Source organism: Micromonospora sp. CP22, from assembly GCF_009712475.1.
Taxonomy (GTDB): domain Bacteria; phylum Actinomycetota; class Actinomycetes; order Mycobacteriales; family Micromonosporaceae; genus Micromonospora.
This window is the reverse complement of sequence record NZ_VCJO01000008.1, coordinates 206,956-223,670: the sequence shown is the minus strand read 5'-3', so window position 1 is coordinate 223,670 and position 16,715 is coordinate 206,956. Positions and strand designations below refer to the sequence as shown.

The 16,715-nt window shown below is 69.9% G+C and carries 14 protein-coding genes; 1 reads left to right on the top strand and 13 read right to left on the bottom strand.

All coding sequences use genetic code 11. The annotated features are described in order from the left end of the window. Window positions 1–1,564, top strand: a 1,564-nt coding sequence (locus tag FF096_RS16320; RefSeq protein WP_155218980.1) for a cellulose binding domain-containing protein, incomplete at its 5' end; no start/stop codon positions are given. A gap of 63 nt (window positions 1,565–1,627) precedes the next feature. Here the strand turns inward: FF096_RS16320 and FF096_RS16315 are convergent. From FF096_RS16315 to FF096_RS16255, 13 genes are all read right to left on the bottom strand, one after another. Next, entirely contained in the window at window positions 1,628–2,122 is a 495-nt protein-coding gene (locus FF096_RS16315; RefSeq protein ID WP_309223396.1) for a YcxB family protein, read from the bottom strand. A 38-nt stretch (window positions 2,123–2,160) separates the two neighbouring features. Next, the gene (locus FF096_RS16310) at window positions 2,161–4,542 is read right to left on the bottom strand and encodes an FtsX-like permease family protein (protein ID WP_155218976.1); all 2,382 of its coding nucleotides are present in this window, start codon (window positions 4,540–4,542) and stop codon (window positions 2,161–2,163) included. Next, complete coding sequence (locus FF096_RS16305; RefSeq protein WP_155218974.1) at window positions 4,542–5,276, bottom strand: ABC transporter ATP-binding protein; 735 nt, start codon at window positions 5,274–5,276, stop codon at window positions 4,542–4,544. Before FF096_RS16305 ends, FF096_RS16310 begins: the two co-directional genes overlap by 1 nt. Before the next feature lie 152 nt (window positions 5,277–5,428). Then, window positions 5,429–6,628, bottom strand: coding sequence for an MFS transporter (locus tag FF096_RS16300; RefSeq protein ID WP_155218972.1), 1,200 nt, complete (start codon window positions 6,626–6,628; stop codon window positions 5,429–5,431). Next, window positions 6,625–7,455, bottom strand: coding sequence for a phosphosulfolactate synthase (locus tag FF096_RS16295; RefSeq protein WP_155218970.1), 831 nt, complete (start codon window positions 7,453–7,455; stop codon window positions 6,625–6,627). Before FF096_RS16295 ends, FF096_RS16300 begins: the two co-directional genes overlap by 4 nt. Window positions 7,456–7,467: 12 nt before the next feature. After that, window positions 7,468–8,484, bottom strand: coding sequence for an aldo/keto reductase (locus tag FF096_RS16290; RefSeq protein WP_155218968.1), 1,017 nt, complete (start codon window positions 8,482–8,484; stop codon window positions 7,468–7,470). Beyond that, window positions 8,481–9,971 (bottom strand): FAD-dependent tricarballylate dehydrogenase TcuA, encoded by a 1,491-nt coding sequence (gene tcuA / locus FF096_RS16285; protein WP_155218966.1) that lies wholly within the window; start codon window positions 9,969–9,971, stop codon window positions 8,481–8,483. Before tcuA ends, FF096_RS16290 begins: the two co-directional genes overlap by 4 nt. 56 nt (window positions 9,972–10,027) lie before the next feature. Then, window positions 10,028–11,209 carry an ABC transporter ATP-binding protein gene (locus tag FF096_RS16280; RefSeq protein ID WP_155218964.1) on the bottom strand — a complete coding sequence of 394 codons (1,182 nt, stop codon included), beginning with the start codon at window positions 11,207–11,209 and terminating at the stop codon, window positions 10,028–10,030. 29 nt (window positions 11,210–11,238) lie between these two features. Beyond that, the gene (locus FF096_RS16275) at window positions 11,239–13,014 is read right to left on the bottom strand and encodes an iron ABC transporter permease (protein WP_155218962.1); all 1,776 of its coding nucleotides are present in this window, start codon (window positions 13,012–13,014) and stop codon (window positions 11,239–11,241) included. Between the two features lie 13 nt (window positions 13,015–13,027). Continuing rightward, window positions 13,028–14,053 (bottom strand): ABC transporter substrate-binding protein, encoded by a 1,026-nt coding sequence (locus tag FF096_RS16270; protein WP_155218960.1) that lies wholly within the window; start codon window positions 14,051–14,053, stop codon window positions 13,028–13,030. After that, window positions 14,037–15,110 (bottom strand): 4-hydroxy-2-oxovalerate aldolase, encoded by a 1,074-nt coding sequence (gene dmpG, locus FF096_RS16265; RefSeq protein ID WP_309223395.1) that lies wholly within the window; start codon window positions 15,108–15,110, stop codon window positions 14,037–14,039. Before dmpG ends, FF096_RS16270 begins: the two co-directional genes overlap by 17 nt. Then, the gene (locus FF096_RS16260) at window positions 15,107–16,006 is read right to left on the bottom strand and encodes an acetaldehyde dehydrogenase (acetylating) (protein WP_155218958.1); all 900 of its coding nucleotides are present in this window, start codon (window positions 16,004–16,006) and stop codon (window positions 15,107–15,109) included. Before FF096_RS16260 ends, dmpG begins: the two co-directional genes overlap by 4 nt. Beyond that, entirely contained in the window at window positions 16,003–16,680 is a 678-nt protein-coding gene (locus FF096_RS16255; protein ID WP_196222550.1) for an RraA family protein, read from the bottom strand. The genes FF096_RS16260 and FF096_RS16255 overlap by 4 nt, the downstream gene beginning before the upstream one ends. Window positions 16,681–16,715 lie beyond the last annotated feature (35 nt).

Here is a 16,715-nt window from a genome sequence, read left to right as displayed (position 1 = left end):
CAACGTCACCATCACCAACCTCGGTGACCCGGTGAACGAGTGGACGTTGACCTGGGCGTTCGGCGCCGGGCAGACCATCACCCAGGCGTGGAACACCACGGTGAGCCAGGCCGGCGCGACCGTCTCCGCACGAAACGTCAGCTACAACGGCAGCATCCCCACCAACGGCACGACCTCGTTCGGCTTCAACGGCTCGTGGTCCGGCAGCAACCCGATCCCCACCAGCTTCGCCCTCAACGCGGTGGCCTGCACCGGCAGCACCACACCCACCACCCCACCACCCAGCACACCCCCACCCAGCACCCCGCCGCCGACCACCCCGCCGCCGACCGGCCCGGCGGACATCACGGTCAACACCGCCACCAGGTACCAGACGGTCGACGGGTTCGGCGCGGCCACCCCGATCTGGGGCAACGGCACCTGGTCGACGGCCGAGACGCAGACCCTGGTCGGGCTCGGCGCCAACCAGCTCGGTCTGTCCATCGTGCGTACCGGCATCTCACCGGTCTCCAGTGAGTGGTCGACCCAGGTCAACGCCCTGCGTACGGCGAAGTCCGCCGGATCCGACGTGAAGATCCTCGCCTCGCCGTGGACCGCCCCGGCGGAGTGGAAGACCAACAACAGCCGGATCAACGGCGGCAAGCTGCGCACCGACCGCTACGGCGACTACGCGAACCATCTCAACAGCTACGTCCAGTACATGCGCAACCAGGGCGTGACCATCGACGTCACCTCGGTGCAGAACGAACCGGACTGGCACCCGGACTACGACTCGATGGACTGGAGCGGCACCGAGCTGCGCAACTTCGTCCGCGACCACGGCAGCCGGGTGCAGAACACCAAGCTGATGGTCGCCGAGGCGGTGAACCTCAACTACAACTACACCGACCCGACCCTGAACGACTCGGCCGCCCGCAACAACATCGGCTACATCGGCGGCCACCTGTACGGCACCGAGCAGTCGGGCCGGCTGCGCTCCTATCCCCTGGCCGACCAGCACAACAAGCCGGTGTGGATGACCGAGTGGAACCTGCACGCCGCCGACGGCAACGGCTCCAACATCTGGGGCAACCCCGCTAACCAGGCGGTGTGGAACGAGACGCTGGACGACATCATGCGTACGGTGCACCGCTCGATGGAGGCCAACTGGACCGCCTACATCTGGTGGTACGGCAAGCGCTACTACTCCTTCATCGGCGACGGCGAGGCGGCCTTCGGCACCACCGCCGGCGCTCCGCTCAAGCGCGGTTACGCCTTCTCGCAGTACGCCAAATACGTCCGCCCCGGCTACCAGCGGGTCGCCCTCACCAAGAGCAGCAAGGCGTCACCGCTGGAGGTGACCGCCTACATCGGTGGCGGCAAGACCACGCTGGTCATCCTGAACCGCTCGACCAGCGCGGTGAACAACGCGGTGATCCAGGTGCCGCAGAACATCACCCGCGCCGAGCACTACCTCACCTCGCTGAACGCGAGCGCGGCCGGTCAGCCGGTCAGCGTGAACGGTGGGCAGGTCTCCGTCAACATCGCGGCACGCAGCATCTCCACGGTCGTACTCACCTCCTGACGGCGCGGCGCCGGGGTGTGCGGACGTGGACACCGCGCACCCCGGCGACCACGGCGGTCGACCTCACGACCTGAGCAGCCCCCGAGCGGCCATGTACGCCCGCAGCGTCTGCGCGTCCTCGGCGGACATCAACCGCCGTGGGATCACCGTCGCCGGCATCCGACCCACGTAGACGACCCAGAACTCGGGGGTGGCGCGCACCTCGGTCACCCCGTCCCAGGCGATGCCACCGGACTCCGAGCCGCTGCGCATCATGATGGTGTCCTCGGTGATGTCGTAGCCGCCCTCGACGGCATAGCCACTGGAACGACGCCGCGCACGCAGCCGCAACCACGGCCAGTACAGCATCGCCAGCAGCCCGCCCACGACCATCGCCAGCCACAGCGGCCGGGTCTGGTCACCCCACCCGGCCCCCTGCGCCACGGCCAGCCCGATCGCACCGGCCGCCACCAGCGACGCGCCGATGTAGCCGTACCGGCGCAACTGCGCGCTGCTGAGCGCGGCGGCCACCCGGCCCGGATAGGCGGGATCGGCTGGGACGTCGAAACGGATGTGCACGCCGCAACGATAGTGCCTCCACCGGACCCGGCAGCGGGTCACTGGTAGCTGAGGGTCTCCCGGACGGTCAGCCGGGCGGCGCGGCGTGCCGCCACCAGCGTCGCCGCAGCCGCCGCCGCGACCGAGAGCAGCAGCCAGGCGACGAGACCGCCGGGTGCCAGGCGCAGCGGCAGCGGCAGCCCGAAGGAGATCGTGCCGAGCAGTTCGCCGACCAGCACGGACAGCGGCACGCCGAGGACGATGGCCACCAGCGAGCCGAGCAGACCGGTCAGCGTCCCCTCCAGTACGACCATCCGGCGGATAATCGCGGGACGGGCACCGATGGCCTGCATGACGCCGTACTCGCGGGTGCGTTGGGTGACCGTGATGCTCATCGTGGCGGCCAGCCCGAGGACGCCGACAGCCGCCATCAGCGTGGCCAGCGCGAGCAGGGTGCCGATGAAGATGGCCACGTGTTCGTCGATCGCCGTACGGAGATCCTCGGTGAGCATCGACTCGCCGACCAGCACACCCATCGAGTTCAGTGCCGCCTCCAACTCACCGGCCACGACCCCGGGGTCGCCGTCGGTGATGATGTGGAGCATGTTCGCGGTCCCCGGCTCCACGAACCGGGAGACACTCTGCGGGCTCGCGTACGCGGTGGCCGGTCCGCCCGCCTCGGCGATGGTGCCGACGAGCCGCCAACGCCCCACCACCCCGTCGACGGCCAGATGGACGTCGTCACCGACGCGCGGATCACCGAGCCGTGACACGGCGCTCTGGTTCAGCACGACACCGTCGGTGTCCCCGGCCTGTAGCCAACGACCGGCGGTGACCTCGAAGTCGACCATGCGGGTGGGCACGGGCAGCGCGGCGAGCAGGAACCGGCCGTGCCCGTCGTCGGGGTAGGTGCGCTGCACCTCGATGCGCCCGTCGGCGGTCGCGGGCGTGGCCACCAACGAGACGAACGGTTCCGCCGCGACCACCCCGTCGACGGCGGTGGCCGCCCCGGTGATGGTGTCGACCGGTGCCGACGAGGCCAGTCGCAGCTGTGCGTCGTAGGCGCGGCGGGCCATGCCGTCGTCGACCCAGCTGCGCCACGCGGCGGAGCTGTTGAGCCCACTGGTGAACATGGCACCGCCGGCCGCGAGCAGAGCCAGGGTCAGCGCCAGCCGACCCCGGCGGCGCATCAGGTTGCGCAGGGCGAGGGTGCTGAGTCGGCCACCCCGCAGCCGGGTCAGCCACCGGTCGGTGCGCCGACCGCCCACCTCGGTTCCGGCGCCGTGGTCGTCGAGCGCGGCCCGTACCGTGATCCGGGCCGCCCGCACCAGCGGCACGAGCGCGACCAGCAGCGGAATCGCGAGCCCGGCGGCGAGATAGCTCGCCGGCACCCACCACGGCAGCGCCCGGCTGCCGATCTCGACGTTGAGCATCTCGGCGACCAGCCCGGACAGCCCGTACCCGGCCAGCAGCGCCGGACCGACGGCCAGCACGGTGGCGGACGCGGCGATCACGGCGACCGCCCCCAGGTGAACCCGCAGCAATTGGCCGGTGGTGGCGCCGACGGTCTTCATGATGCCGATCTGGCGGGTCTGTGCCGCCAGCATCCCGCCGAGCGTCGCCGCCACCAGAACCCCGGCCAGGACCAGGGCCGCCACGGCGAACGCCAGGAACATACCCGTGATCGTTTCGGACTGGCTGTGATGCGGATGCTGGTACGGCGGCGCCTGGATCAGGTGCACCTGGCGGCCCTGGGCGGTCAACCAGGCCGCGACGGCGGTCGCGGTCGCCTCCACACTCGCCTCGTCCCGCTCGGACGTGACGATGCGCAGCTCGTCGGCTGACGCGGTGAAGCCGAGACGAGCCAGCCCGGCCGGGGTGAGATAGCCGTAGCCGGTGCTCTCCTGCCCGGCCGGGGCCAACGCGGCGTCGTAGACGGTGCCGGACACCCGTACCTCGGTGGTCGCCCCGGACGGCCCGGCGACCGCCAGGCGGTCACCGGCCGCCGCGTCCAGGACCGGCCCCGCAGTGCGTTCGATGAGCAGCTCACCGTCGGCGGGCGGCCAGGCGCCGGATTCCAGCCGCAGCTTCGCCACCCGCATCGGGTCATCCGGCGCGATGACGAACAGCAGCATGCGACGCCACTGGTCACCGACCCGGACCCGGGTCAGCACGGTCTGCCGGGCCGCGGCGTCCGTCACGCCGGGTCGGGTGCGGACCTGGGCGAGCAGGGCGGCGTCGACGCCGCCCTGCACCTCCAGGGTCGCGCTCGCCGGGTTGGTGCCGGCATAGACCGCCGCAGCCTCGCGGACGATCACGGTACGGGCGATGAGCAGCGCGCCGACACCGGACATGGCCACCGCGATCGCCAGGATCATGAGCGCGACCCGGCCCCGGGCGGCGACCAGGTCCCGCCACATCTTCACGGTCCGGGGCCGCATCACCGTGAGACCGCCACGTCCTCCGCCACCCGTCCGTCGACCAACGTGACCTGGCGGTCGACGTACCCGGACAGGTCCCGCTCGTGGGTGACCATCACCACCGCCTTGCCGGCGTGGGCCAACTCCCGGAACAGCGTCAGGATCGCCCCGGCGGTGGCGCTGTCGAGGTTGCCGGTGGGTTCGTCCGCCAGGATGACCGGCGGGTCGTTGGCCAGTGCCCGGGCGATCGCGGCCCGCTGCTGCTGCCCGCCGGACAGCCCGGCGGGCACCTTGTCCGCGTGTTCGGCGATGCCGACGCGGTCCAACAGCTCCAACGCGAGCGGCCGACGGCGACGTGCGGGCACCGTGCCGCAGAAGTCCATCGGCAGCATCACGTTCTCGGCGACGGTCAGCGTCGGCAACAACTGGAAGAACTGGAACACCAGCCCGACCGCGCGGCCCCGCCAGGCCGCCAGCCGGGTCTCGGGTACCTCGTGCACGGCGGTCCCGGCCACCCAGATCTCCCCGGCGGTCGGTCGGTCGATCCCGGCGAGCAGGTTCAGCAGGGTCGTCTTACCGCTGCCCGACCGGCCCACCACGGCCGTGAACTCGCCGGCGTCCACCGCGACGTCCACCCCGCTGAGCGCGGGAAACTCACCACCCGGAACGGGGTACGCCTTCGCCACGCCGCGCACCTGGACCACCGGCCCGTCCGCGAGCGCATCCGTGCTCGAACCGTCTCGGTGACGCGTCAAGGTCGATGCCCACCCTTCTCACGCCAGCAGCCGGGAGCGGAAACGCTCGGACGACGGACCGGACCGCAGACCCGTCGCCCGCCACTCTGCCGGACGTTACGGCGCGACGCCGCTTCCTGACAGAACCGCGAAAGGTTCCGGCGCCGCGCTGCTCACCGAGGCGGGTGACGGTTCCTCCTGCCTGCCGACGGCTGATCTGGTGGTAGCCGGACCAACGCACCGGCCGAGATCGCCAACGCCCCCGCAACCATCCAGAACACCCCGACGACGCCGGTGGAGACGATCCCGACCCCGACGGGTAGGGCGGTCTGTGCCAGGCGGTTGGCGGTGAGCCGAAGTCCCATCGCCGCCCCCTGGGTGCCTGGCCGGGCCGCCTCTGCCACCCACGCCATGGTCAACGGTTGCGCGGCCCCCAGGCCGACCCCGAGCAGCATCATGCTCACCACCGCGCCGAGAAGCCCGACCACCGGCAACAGGACGAGTCCGACGACGGCCAGGCCGACGGAGAGGATGATGGCGGTGCGACGGCCCACGCGACGCACCACCCGGTCTACGGCCAGTCGGACCAGCAAGGTGAGGACGGCACGGACCGCGAGCAGCCAGCCCACCGTGCTCACCGACACCCCCCGCTCCTCGGCCCAGGCGGGTAGGAACGTGTAGAGCAGGTCCAAGGCCGCCAGCACCAACCCGCCCGACACCAGCGTCGGCGTCATGCCCCGAACGCCGAGCATGCCCTTCGCCACCTGGCTGGTGGAGTGCGGCAGGTCCGCTCGCTGCCGAGGTCGGGGCACGGTCCGGAGCAGCGGCCGTAGGCAGACGACCGACGACGCGCAGAGCGCCGTACCGATCGCGATCCCCACCGAGGCCGCCGACCAGTCACCGCCACCGGCGGCGTCCGCGCCGAAGCCGGCCGCCACCGGCCCGACGATCTGACCGACGGCGCCGGCGGAGGTGAGTAGGCCGAAGCCCCGGTCGAGGTTTCCGGCTCGGGCTACCGCGACCGCGGACTGTTGGCCGACGATGCAGATCAGATGCCCGAGCCCCAGCAGCACGCTGGCCCCCAGCAGCACCGGGAGACTACGTGCGGTGGCGGCGAGCGTACCGGCGACGGTGAAGACGACAGTCCCACTGACGATCACCCGCGCCGGGCCGAACTGATCGGCCCGGCGACCGACGGGATAGGCGAGCAGCAACGGAAGGACGGAGAAGCTCGCCGCGAGCAGTCCGATGACGGTGTTGTCGCCGCCCAACTCGATCGCGCGGTAGCTCGCCATCGGACGGACCGCCGTGTAGCCGGCCAGCACCAGACCGGCCTGCACGAGCAGCGCCCATTCGCCGCGCTGGCGGGTCACCCCTTGTAGCTGACGACCCGGCCCCAGAGACCCTTCGTACCCCAGATCCCAGAGCGAAGACACTCAAGTTGGTAGATCTGGCTGTGGTCGATGAAGAGGTTGACCTCAGGTCCGTAGTTCTTCACGTACCACTCGAACACCGGCGGATCGGCTGCCTCGAACATCACCGATTCCAGACCGAACTCGCTGATGAACAACGCCGGCACATCGGTACGCCAGCTACGCACCTGCTCGGTGACGCCCTCGGACTCCAGCATCACCAGGTTCGCTCCGGCGTCGAAGGCCCGGCGGGCACGCTGGACCGCGTACTTCGGGTCGCCGATGCCCTCGGCCGCGAGCTCGTCCACGGAGGACGTGCCTCCGGCGCCGAACTGGATACCGACCTCGGCCTTCACCTTCAACCCGGCCTTACGCCCGCGTTCGATCAACCGCAGGTAGTCGGAGGCTGCGATGGCGAGCATGCCGACGGAGATCTCGACGATGTCGAACTCGTAGTGCGCGATGGTCTGGAAGTACTGCTCGACCGCGTCCGGACCACGGGTCAGGACGAACTCGATGAGGCCGCCGGTGGACACCTCGACATTGTGGTCGTGGCACACGTCGATGAACTTCTTGATGGTGGCCTCGGACATCAACGGCATCGAAGCGCCCGGGAACTTGAAGGAGTCGATGTGCGGGCCCACCGACTCCAGCAGGTCCCGCAGGTGGTCAGGGCCGTAGGAGGTGTAGTACGGACCGCGGACCTCGGTCAGTCCGACCGCCCGGGGCTTGCCGGGCCGGTCGTTGAGTCGCAGAAACGGAAAGGCACGTTCGGCAGAGCTGGTCATGGTCACTCCTCGTCAACTTGATTCGAAGTCGATCTCTTCGGACTGGTGGCGGTGGTTCACGGTCACCCGGTCCACCTCGTCCCAGACGTCGTCGGGCAACGTGAGGTCCAGCGCGTCGGTCACGGTGTCGAGCTGGCTGACGCGACTCACCCCGACGATCGGGGCGGTGACGTCGGGTTGACGTATCCCCCAGGCGGTGGCGAGCACCGCCAGGGTGGTGCCGGCCCGCCGCGCGATGGAGCCGAGCGCGTCGACGGTGTCGAACGTCTCGTCGGTCCAGTAGCGCCTGGTGTAGCGCTGGCCCGCCGCCCCCACCGCGAACCGGCTCTCCGGAGGCGGCCCCTGGCGACGGTCGTACTTGCCGGTCAGGACACCACCGGCGAGCAGGTTGAAGGCGAGCACCGCCACGTTCTGCTCGCGGCACAGCCGCAGCGCCTCGATCTCGGCGCCCCGTCGTACCAGGCTGTACCGCAGCTGGACGGTGTGCAGCTTCGGCAGGCCCCGCAACTCGCCGAGCACGAGTGCCTGCGCGAGCTGATAGGCCAGGAAGTTGCAGCAGCCGACATAGCGGACCTTGCCGGAGCGTACGAGTGTGTCGAGCGCGGAGAGTGTCTCCTCCAGCGGTGTCGACCTGTCGAACCTGTGTAGTTGCAGCAGGTCGATGTGGTCAGTGCCGAGCCGGGCCAGCGATCCGTCGACGGCCGACAGCAGGTGCTTGCGGGACAGGCCCAGCTGCCACGGGCTCGGGCCGGTCCGGTTGTAGACCTTCGTCGCCAGGAACACCCGGTCCCGTCGGCCCGCCAGCCACCGGCCGAGCAGCGTCTCGGTCACACCCACCGACTCGGCACCGCTGCCCAGCGGGTAGCTCGTCGCGGTGTCCAGCCAGGTCAGTCCCCGCTCGAAGGCCCGGTCCAGGATCTCGCGGGAGGTCTCCTCGGAACACTGCAACCCGAAGGTCGCGGTACCCAGCACGACCCGAGGCACCCGTACTCCGGTGTCGCCGAGCAGGACACTGCCGGGCGAGGTCATCCCCGGTCCCGGCTGTGACGTGCCGCGGACTTGCCCGCCCGATAGCCGAACACCGCACCCGACATCAGGCCGCTGCCGCCGGGGTAGTTGTCGTAGAACAGCCCGCCCACGACCTCGCCGGCCGCATGCAGACCAGGGATGGGTTGGTCACCCTGATCGAGTACGCGGGCGTCCGCGTCGACGCGGACTCCCCCGTAGGTGAAGGTGATCGCGCAGCCGACCGGGTACGCGATGAAGGGCGGCTGGTCGATCGGTTGCGCCCAGTTGCTCTTCGGCGGCTCGATGCCGGTGGCGGCGAGCCCGTCGAGGATCGTCGGGTTGAACGGCCGGTCGCCCACCGCGGCGTTGTACGCCGCCACCGTCCGTTCGAGCCGGTCCGCGTTGAGGTCGAGCAGTTCGGCGAGCTCCCGGATGGTGGCGGCCTCGACCCGGCTGGCCCCGTCGTGCCCGTAGTCGGTCCGAAGCAGGCCCGCGCCACGCTGGTCGAAGATCTGGTACGCCAGGCCGCCGGTCTGCCGCAGGATCGCCGCTCCCATCTTCGCGTAGGTGTAGTTGCGGAAGTCCGCACCCTCGTCGACGAACCGGCTGCCCTCCACGTTGACCGTGATGCCGAACGGATACGAGTGGCGTTGCAGCTTGTTGGTCAGCACCCGGTTGCCGTACTGACCGGCGTTGATGTCCCAGGCCACCGCGTGTGCACCGGACCAGTTGCCGTACGCCTGGGCGCCGATGTCGAGCGCGCTCATCAGCGCCTCCCCGGTGTTGTACCGGCTGCCCCGCACCTTGGCGGTGTCCCAACCGGGGCCGAGGTAGGTGGCGCGCAGCCGGGCGTCGGCCTCGAAGCCACCGGCGGCGAGCACCACGGCACGGGCACGGATCTGCCGCTCGCCCTGCGGGGTCCGGCACACCACACCCTCGACCGCACCACCGGGGCCGATCAGGAATCCGGTCATCTGGTGCTCGGTTCGCACGTCGATGCCGGTGCTCTTGGCGGCGTTGAGGTGCTGCTCGATCAGTCCGATTCCCCCGCCGACGGTCGCGATGGTGCCACCGCCCCAGAACTTCTTCCGCCCGTCGACCTCGAAGACCTGGTTGTCGGACTGGAGCTTGAACCGGATTCCGTGCCGACGCAGCCATTGCAGGGTGCTGAAGGAGTTCTCCACCAGGATGCGCATCAGCGTGGGATCGGTGCGGCCCCGGGTCAGGCGCAACATGTCCGCGGCGAAGCTCTCCGCCGGGTACGGGTCCAGGTCGTAGGAGGCGGCCTCCCGTTCGTCGAGTTCGTCGAGCAGGGGACGCAGGTCGTCGAGTCCTCCGTAGGTGGCGCGGAACGAGCCGAGCGTGAAGTACGAGTTGCCACCGAGTTCGGCGGCCGGGGCCTTCTCCAACACGCCGACCCGGGCCACCTCCTCCCGTGCGGCGTGCGCCGCCGAGAAGGCGGCGTTGCCCGCCCCGACGACGAGGACGTCGTACTCGAAGTCGTTCATGTCTCTCCTTTTGTCTCGCCATGCCCGCGGCGATCTGCCGCCCGTGGGCGATGTGTTCAGGGGCGGAGGATGCGCACGTCGGCCTCGTCGACGGTGATGTCGACGGAGGCGCCTTCCGGCAACTCGGTGCGGGTGTTGCTCCACACCCGCAGCAGGTGCGCGCCGCACTGGACGTGGTATTCGGTGTGTGGACCGAAGAACAGGGCCGCGTTGACGGTCCCGCCGAAGCCGGCGGAGGAGGCCGTGCCGTTGGCGGGCGGGCCGGTGCGCGGCACGGCCCGGACACGCTCGGGTCGGAACAGAGCGATCACCCGATCCCCCACGGCGATCTGCGGCGATCCGACGCTTCCGTGGATCGGCCCGATGTCCGTCTCGACGGTCGCCTGCCCGGACGCGTCGATCGCCACGACGGTGCCGGGTAGCTCGTTGCTCGTGCCGACGAAGTTCGCGACGTAGCGGGAGTTGGCCTCGTGGTAGATGTCGCGGGGCGAGCCGAGCTGGACGAACCGCCCCTCGCCCATCACCGCGATGCGGTGTGCCAGTCCCATGGCCTCGTGCTGGTCGTGCGTCACGTACACGGCGGCGAAGCCCAACTCCCGCTGCATGGACACCAGCTCGGCCCGCAGTTGCTCGCGAACCTTTGCGTCCACATTCGACAGTGGCTCGTCGAACAGCACCAGGTCGGTGCCGGCCACCAGCGCCCGGGCGAGGGCGACCCGTTGTTGCTGGCCGCCACTCATCTGTCCGGGGTACTGACGCCCGAGGTCACCGATGTGCACGAGATCGAGACTCGCCTGCACCCGGCTGGCGATCTCCGCCCGCGACAGCTTCTCCGCCCGGTTCTCCAACGGGTAGGCGACGTTCTGGTTCACCGTCATGTGCGGCCACAGCGCGTACGACTGGAAGATCATGCTGATGCGGCGCTTCTCCGGCGGGACCAGCAGCCGGCGGGCGTGGTCGAACACCGGAACGCCGTCGATCTCGACGCTGCCGGCGTCCGGTGTCTCCAGGCCGGCGATCATCCTCAGTAGCGTGGTCTTGCCGCAGCCACTAGGGCCGAGCAGCACCAGGAACTCGCCTCGGGCGACGTCGAAGGAGACGTCGTCGACCGCGTTGGTGTCGGTGCCGTCCGCGCGACGGAACCGCTTGCGCACGTCCCGTACCCGCACGATCGGGCCTGCGGTGGGCGGATCGGCCGTGGCGGCCGTCGGCGTCCCGACGTATGCCGGTGCAACCATGCTCGTATCACCTCCGGGTTGTTGCGTGGTCATCGGGCTCTCCGGGGCCGGCGGCTGTTTCCCTGCCAACGGCCCTGCCAGCGGGAGTAGACGAGCGAGAGTCCGACGACGAGCGCGGTTATGGCGGTCAGGACGACGGACAGTGAGGCGAGTTCCGCGTAGGACCCGTTCTCGTAGATCTGCAGGATGCGGAAACCGACCACCATGTTGGAGGTGCCGGCGAGCACCGCGGTCGCGGTGAGGTCACCGACCATCCGGGCGAAGAGGAAGGCCCAACCGGCGACCAGTCCGGGCACCATGAGGGGTAGGTACACCCGGCGGAACGTCTTGCCACCGCCGGCACCGTTGATCTGTGAGGCTTCCGCCAGGTCGCTGCCCACCTGGCTGGCTGCGGAGTCCGCAGCCACCGAACCCTGCGGCAGATAGATGCTGATGTACGCCAGCAGCAGGATCACCGTGGTGCCGCCGAGGTAGAACGGCGGACCACCGAAGGCGAGGATGAAGCCGACCGCGATCACCAGGTGGGAGAAGACCGAGGGCAGCTTGATCGCCCCGTCGAGGACCCGCACCGCCCGGTTGCGGGAGCGCACGACCAGCAGGGCGATCAGCGCTGCGGCGATCATGCCGATGGTGGCCCCGGTGACGCCGATCCACAGGCTGTTCTGCACCGCGGTCAGCGTCTGGGTGCTCTCGAAGACCGATTCCCGCAGCGAGTCCAGACTCAGTCCGGCCCACTTGATCTTCGGCGTCCAGTAGCCGTTGAACGACACCAGCAGCAGCCCCACCGCCGGCAGCACCACCGCGAGGAAGCCGTAGCCGAGGATGACCAGCCGGGCCGGCCACTTCCAGCGACCCAACTCCTGCCGGGTGAAGCGCTGCCCCTTACCCCCCATGGTGGCGTGCCGGCCGCTGCGCAACAGCCGCGACTGGAAGTACCACATGACACCGACGAAGACCAGCACGATGAAGCTCAGGCCGACGGCGGTCGCCGTCTCCGGCGGGTAGGTGAAGGAGAGCAGGTCGACGATCCGGACGGAGAGCACGTCGATGCCGGCGCCCGAGCCGATGATGACCGGGACCGAGTAGAGCGAGAAACCCTGCCAGCCCATCAGCAGGATCGCCCCGCCGATGCTCGGCCGGATGGCGGGGAACGTGATCCGTCGCAACGTCGTCCACCGGCTCGCGCCGCTGATCCTCGACTGCTCGTCCAGGCTCGCGTCGGCGCTGCGCAGACCCCCGGTGACCAGCATGAAGACGTACGGCACCTGGTACAGCGTGTAAACGAAGATCAGCCCGGGCCAGGAGAAGATGTTGAACGGACCGTCGGCCAACTCGATGCCGACACCGCCGACCACCCACCTGATGAAGGCGTTGAGCAGTCCCGCGTTCGACGACAGCAGCAGCACCCAACCGACCGCGCCGGCGATCGGAGGCAACAGGAACGGAATCAACGGCATCGAGTCGGTGATCCCGGCCAGGCGGGCGTCGGTGCGTTCGTTGAGCCAGGCGAGGCCCGACCCGACGATGAGGGCGAGCACGCCACTGACGACGACCGCGATCAACGTGTTGAGCACCAGGGTGCCGAGGTCCGGGACAGCGAACACGTCCCTGATCGGTCCCAGGGTGGGGCTGCCGTCGACGACGAACAGGCCGAGGGCCACTCGCAGGATCGGGTAGGTCGCCAGCAGGGCGAAGGCCGTCGCCACCACCGTCGCTATCGCGGCGAAGGGGGTGATCCGGCGCCGGACCTCCCGAGCCGGCGCGGGCGTTGCGGCCTCCGGCTCGGGAGGAGCGATCGTCACCATCGCGGCACACCCATCAGCTCAGCCCGAGACGGGCGAGTACCGATGCCTGCTGTGTCCCGGCCCCGGCCAGGTCCGGTGAGACGTACTGACCCGGGAGCTTCCCGGTGTCGTACGGGGAGACGGCTCCGGCGGCGTCGGCCAGGGTCACACTGCCCTCCTTGGAGAGCGCGTACTGCACCAGCAGACGGGCGGCGTTCGGATTCCGGCCGTTGGCCGCGACACCCGGGACGACCTCCGCCCCGCTGGTCAGCTCCGGGGCCACGAACTCGATGGGCGCGCCCTTCTCCTTCGGGTCGGCGATGTGCGAGCCCAGGCCCATCACACAGAACGCCGCCTCACCGGCGGCCACGGCCGCAGCTGCCGGCACCCCGCTGGCGTACTTCTTCAGGTCCTGGGCGCCGAACCGTTCCAGGAAGTCGGGTCCGCTGGCCTCGGCCACCACCAGCCACTCCCCGATGTACGAGGCGGACGAGGCCGGATCCGGGATGGCGATCTTGCCGCGCCACTTGGGGTCGAGCAGGTCCTCCCAGGTCTTCGGAGCCTCGTTCGCGGGTACCAGGTCGGTGTTGTAGGCCATGCCGGCCGGCTGGATGATCGAAATGGCGGTGCCCTCGTCGGGAAGTACGAACCGGGGGTCCAGCCCACCGGGAAAGTCCGGCAGACCGGCGTCGGCCAACGGCACCAGCCAGCCGTTCGTGATCGCCTCGGTGGTGAAGCCGGTACGGGAGATCAACAGGGCGTCGGCAGCCGGCGCGCCGGCCTGCGCCTCGGCCGAGAATCGCTGGGCCAGCTGTGCACTGGTCAGTCGGACGACCTCGACCTTGATGCCGTACCTGTCGGTGAAGGACTTGGCGAAGGCGGCCGTCGCCTCCTCCTCGACCGAGCTGTAGAGCGTGACGGTGCCTTCCTCCTTGGCGGCACTCTCCAGGTTGTCCGGCGCGGCGACCTCTCGGGGTGCGCCGCCTCCGTCGCCGCAGGCGCTGAGCGTCAGCAGGGTGACCAGCGCGGCGGCAGCCAGGTATCTACGAGGTTGGGTCATTGTGGGCGACCTCTCTGTCGGTGGGGTCAGTCGGGTGTGCTCGGGAACGGTCTTCCGCCAGCGCCACCGCCACGTCGATCAGGAGGTCCTCCTGACCACCCACGTATCGGCGCCGGCCGGCTTCGCGGAGAATCTCGTGGCTGGGCACGCCGTAGCGGTGGGCAGCCCGTTCGGCATGCAGCAGAAAGCTGGAGTAGACGCCGGCATATCCCATGACGATCGACGCCCGGTCCATCACCGGCTCTCGTTCGATGTAGGGCGCGACCGTCTCCTCGGCGGCGTCCAGGACCAGCCCGAGGTCGACTCCGGTGTCGATGCCGAGCCGGTCGAAGACGGCCGTGAGCACCTCGGTCGGCGAGTTGCCGGCACCGGCGCCCAGCGCCCGGGTCGCACCGTCGATCTGCCGCGCACCCGCGCGGACCGCGGCGACCGAGTTGGCTACCCCCATGGCGAGGTTGTTGTGGCCGTGGAATCCGACCTGCGCGTCCGTGCCGAGTTCCGCGTGCAACGCCGCCACCCGCGCGGTGGTGTCGTCGGGCAGCAGTGCGCCCGCGGAGTCGACGACGTAGACGCACTGTGCTCCGGCGTCGGCCATGATCCGGGCCTGGCGAGCCAGCCGCGCCGGCTCGATCATGTGGGACATCATCAGGAAGCCGACCGTCTCGACGCCGAGCGAGCGGGCGAGCCCGAGATGCTGGCTGGCGATGTCGGCCTCCGTGCAGTGGGTGGCGACCCGGATCAGGCCGACACCGTGGTCGACCGCCGCGCGGAGCTGCTCGACGGTGCCCACTCCGGGCAGCAGCAGCGCCGCGATCAGGGCCGGACCGGCCTCGGCGACGGCGACGTCGATCAGGTGCAGCTCCGGGGTCGCGGAGAAGCCGTAGTTGAAGGAGGATCCGGCGAGGCCGTCGCCGTGTGTCACCTCGATCACCGGTACCCGCGCCGCGCGCAACGCCCGGACGGTCGACCGCACGTGGTCGGGTCGGAACTGGTGGCGCATGGCGTGGCTGCCGTCGCGCAACGTGGTGTCGGTGAGGCGAACCTGCGGGCCGGTCACGACGCCACCCCCGCCCGCGCCGCCGCGATCCGCTCCCCCACCGCGGTCGCGGCCGCGGTCATGATGTCGAGGTTGCCGGCGTACGGCGGCAGATGGTCGCCGTTGCCCTCGACCTCCAACAGGACCGTCACCCGGGCCCGGCCCTGCCAGCCGGGGCGGGGGTCGTCGAACTGCGGCGGGGCCGCCAGCCGATAGCCCGGCACGTAGTCGGCCACCCGCTGGACCATTTGGTGGACCGACTCGCTGATCCGGGCCCGGTCGGCATCGGGGTCGACGGCACAGTAGACGGTGTCGCGCATGATCATGGGCGGATCGACCGGGTTGAGGATGATGATCGCCTTGCCGGATTGGGCGCCGCCGATCAACTCCACGCCTCGAGCGGTGGTGGTGGTGAACTCGTCGATGTTGGCCCGGGTTCCCGGACCGGCCGACCGGGACGCGATGGAGGCGACGATCTCCGCGTAGCTGACCGGCGTGACTGCCGAGATCGCCGCGACGATCGGGATGGTGGCCTGGCCCCCACAGGTGATCATGTTGACGTTCGGCGCGGTCAGATGCTGGTCGAGGTTGACCGACGGCACGACGAACGGGCCGACGGCCGCCGGGGTGAGGTCGATCGCCTGGATTCCCGCATCGGCGTAGCGGGAGTGATGGGCCAGGTGCGCAGACGCGGAGGTCGCCTCGAAGACGAGCGCGGGCAGCGGGTCCAGGGTCAACAGCCAGTCGACCCCGCCTGAGGAGGCCGGCACGCCGGTCCGTCGGGCCTGGGCGAGGCCCTCGGAGGCGGGATCGACGCCGACCATGGCCACCAGTTCAAGGTCCGCGGAACGGTGGATCTTGACCATGAGATCGGTGCCGATGTTGCCGGATCCCACGATCGCCACAGGAAGACTCATGAGGGCAGGCTTCCCGGGATCTGGAACGGCTCGTCCAGTGCCGGTCGCATGCGTTCGTCGACCCAGGTCCGTCCGTAGAGGATTTCCAACGGAAGGTCCTCGTCCTGCACGTCGCGCTTCTGCTGCTCCTCCATCCGGAGGCGCTCCTCGGCGGCGTCGGCGACCTGTTCGGCGATCGTGCGTGGGACCACGACCACGCCGTCCTCGTCACCGACGATCACGTCGCCCGGCTGGACGACCACGCCCGCACAGGTGATGGCCACGTTCACCGCGCCCACCGCGTGCTTCACCGCGGAGCGGGGCACGATCCCGACGCAGAAGACGGGAAATCCGATGGCCATGATGCCGGACCGGTCGCGGACGCTGCCGTCGATCACCGCTCCGGCGAAGCCGACACGCTGGGCGAACAGCGACATGTTGCGCCCGAGGACGGTGGCGTCGTAGGTGCCGCCCGTGTCGACCACCAACACGTCGCCCGGCTCGCCGAGTTGCAGCGCCTTGTGCACCATCAGGTTGTCGCCCTCCGGGCAGTGCACCGTGACGGCAGTACCGACGAGCTTGCGATCGATGTCCAACGGCCGCATGCGGTGTGACATCGCTCCGTGACGGCCCATCGCGTCCGACAGCGTGGCTGTGTCGATCTGACCGAGCCGCTCACGCACGCTGAGTGACACCCGTTCAGATACTCGATTGATGCTCTTGAACATTG

Bases quoted from the DNA above. Each gene is read 5' to 3' on its own strand.
- FF096_RS16295 (WP_155218970.1), bottom strand. From the start codon at position 7,455: ATGACCAGCTCTGCCGAACGTGCCTTTCCGTTTCTGCGACTCAACGAC.
- FF096_RS16280 (WP_155218964.1), bottom strand. From the start codon at position 11,209: ATGGTTGCACCGGCATACGTCGGGACGCCGACGGCCGCCACGGCCGAT.
- FF096_RS16260 (WP_155218958.1), bottom strand. From the start codon at position 16,006: ATGAGTCTTCCTGTGGCGATCGTGGGATCCGGCAACATCGGCACCGAT.
- FF096_RS16290 (WP_155218968.1), bottom strand. From the start codon at position 8,484: ATGACCTCGCCCGGCAGTGTCCTGCTCGGCGACACCGGAGTACGGGTG.
- tcuA (WP_155218966.1), bottom strand. From the start codon at position 9,971: ATGAACGACTTCGAGTACGACGTCCTCGTCGTCGGGGCGGGCAACGCC.
- FF096_RS16310 (WP_155218976.1), bottom strand. From the start codon at position 4,542: ATGCGGCCCCGGACCGTGAAGATGTGGCGGGACCTGGTCGCCGCCCGG.
- FF096_RS16270 (WP_155218960.1), bottom strand. From the start codon at position 14,053: ATGACCCAACCTCGTAGATACCTGGCTGCCGCCGCGCTGGTCACCCTG.
- FF096_RS16275 (WP_155218962.1), bottom strand. From the start codon at position 13,014: ATGGTGACGATCGCTCCTCCCGAGCCGGAGGCCGCAACGCCCGCGCCG.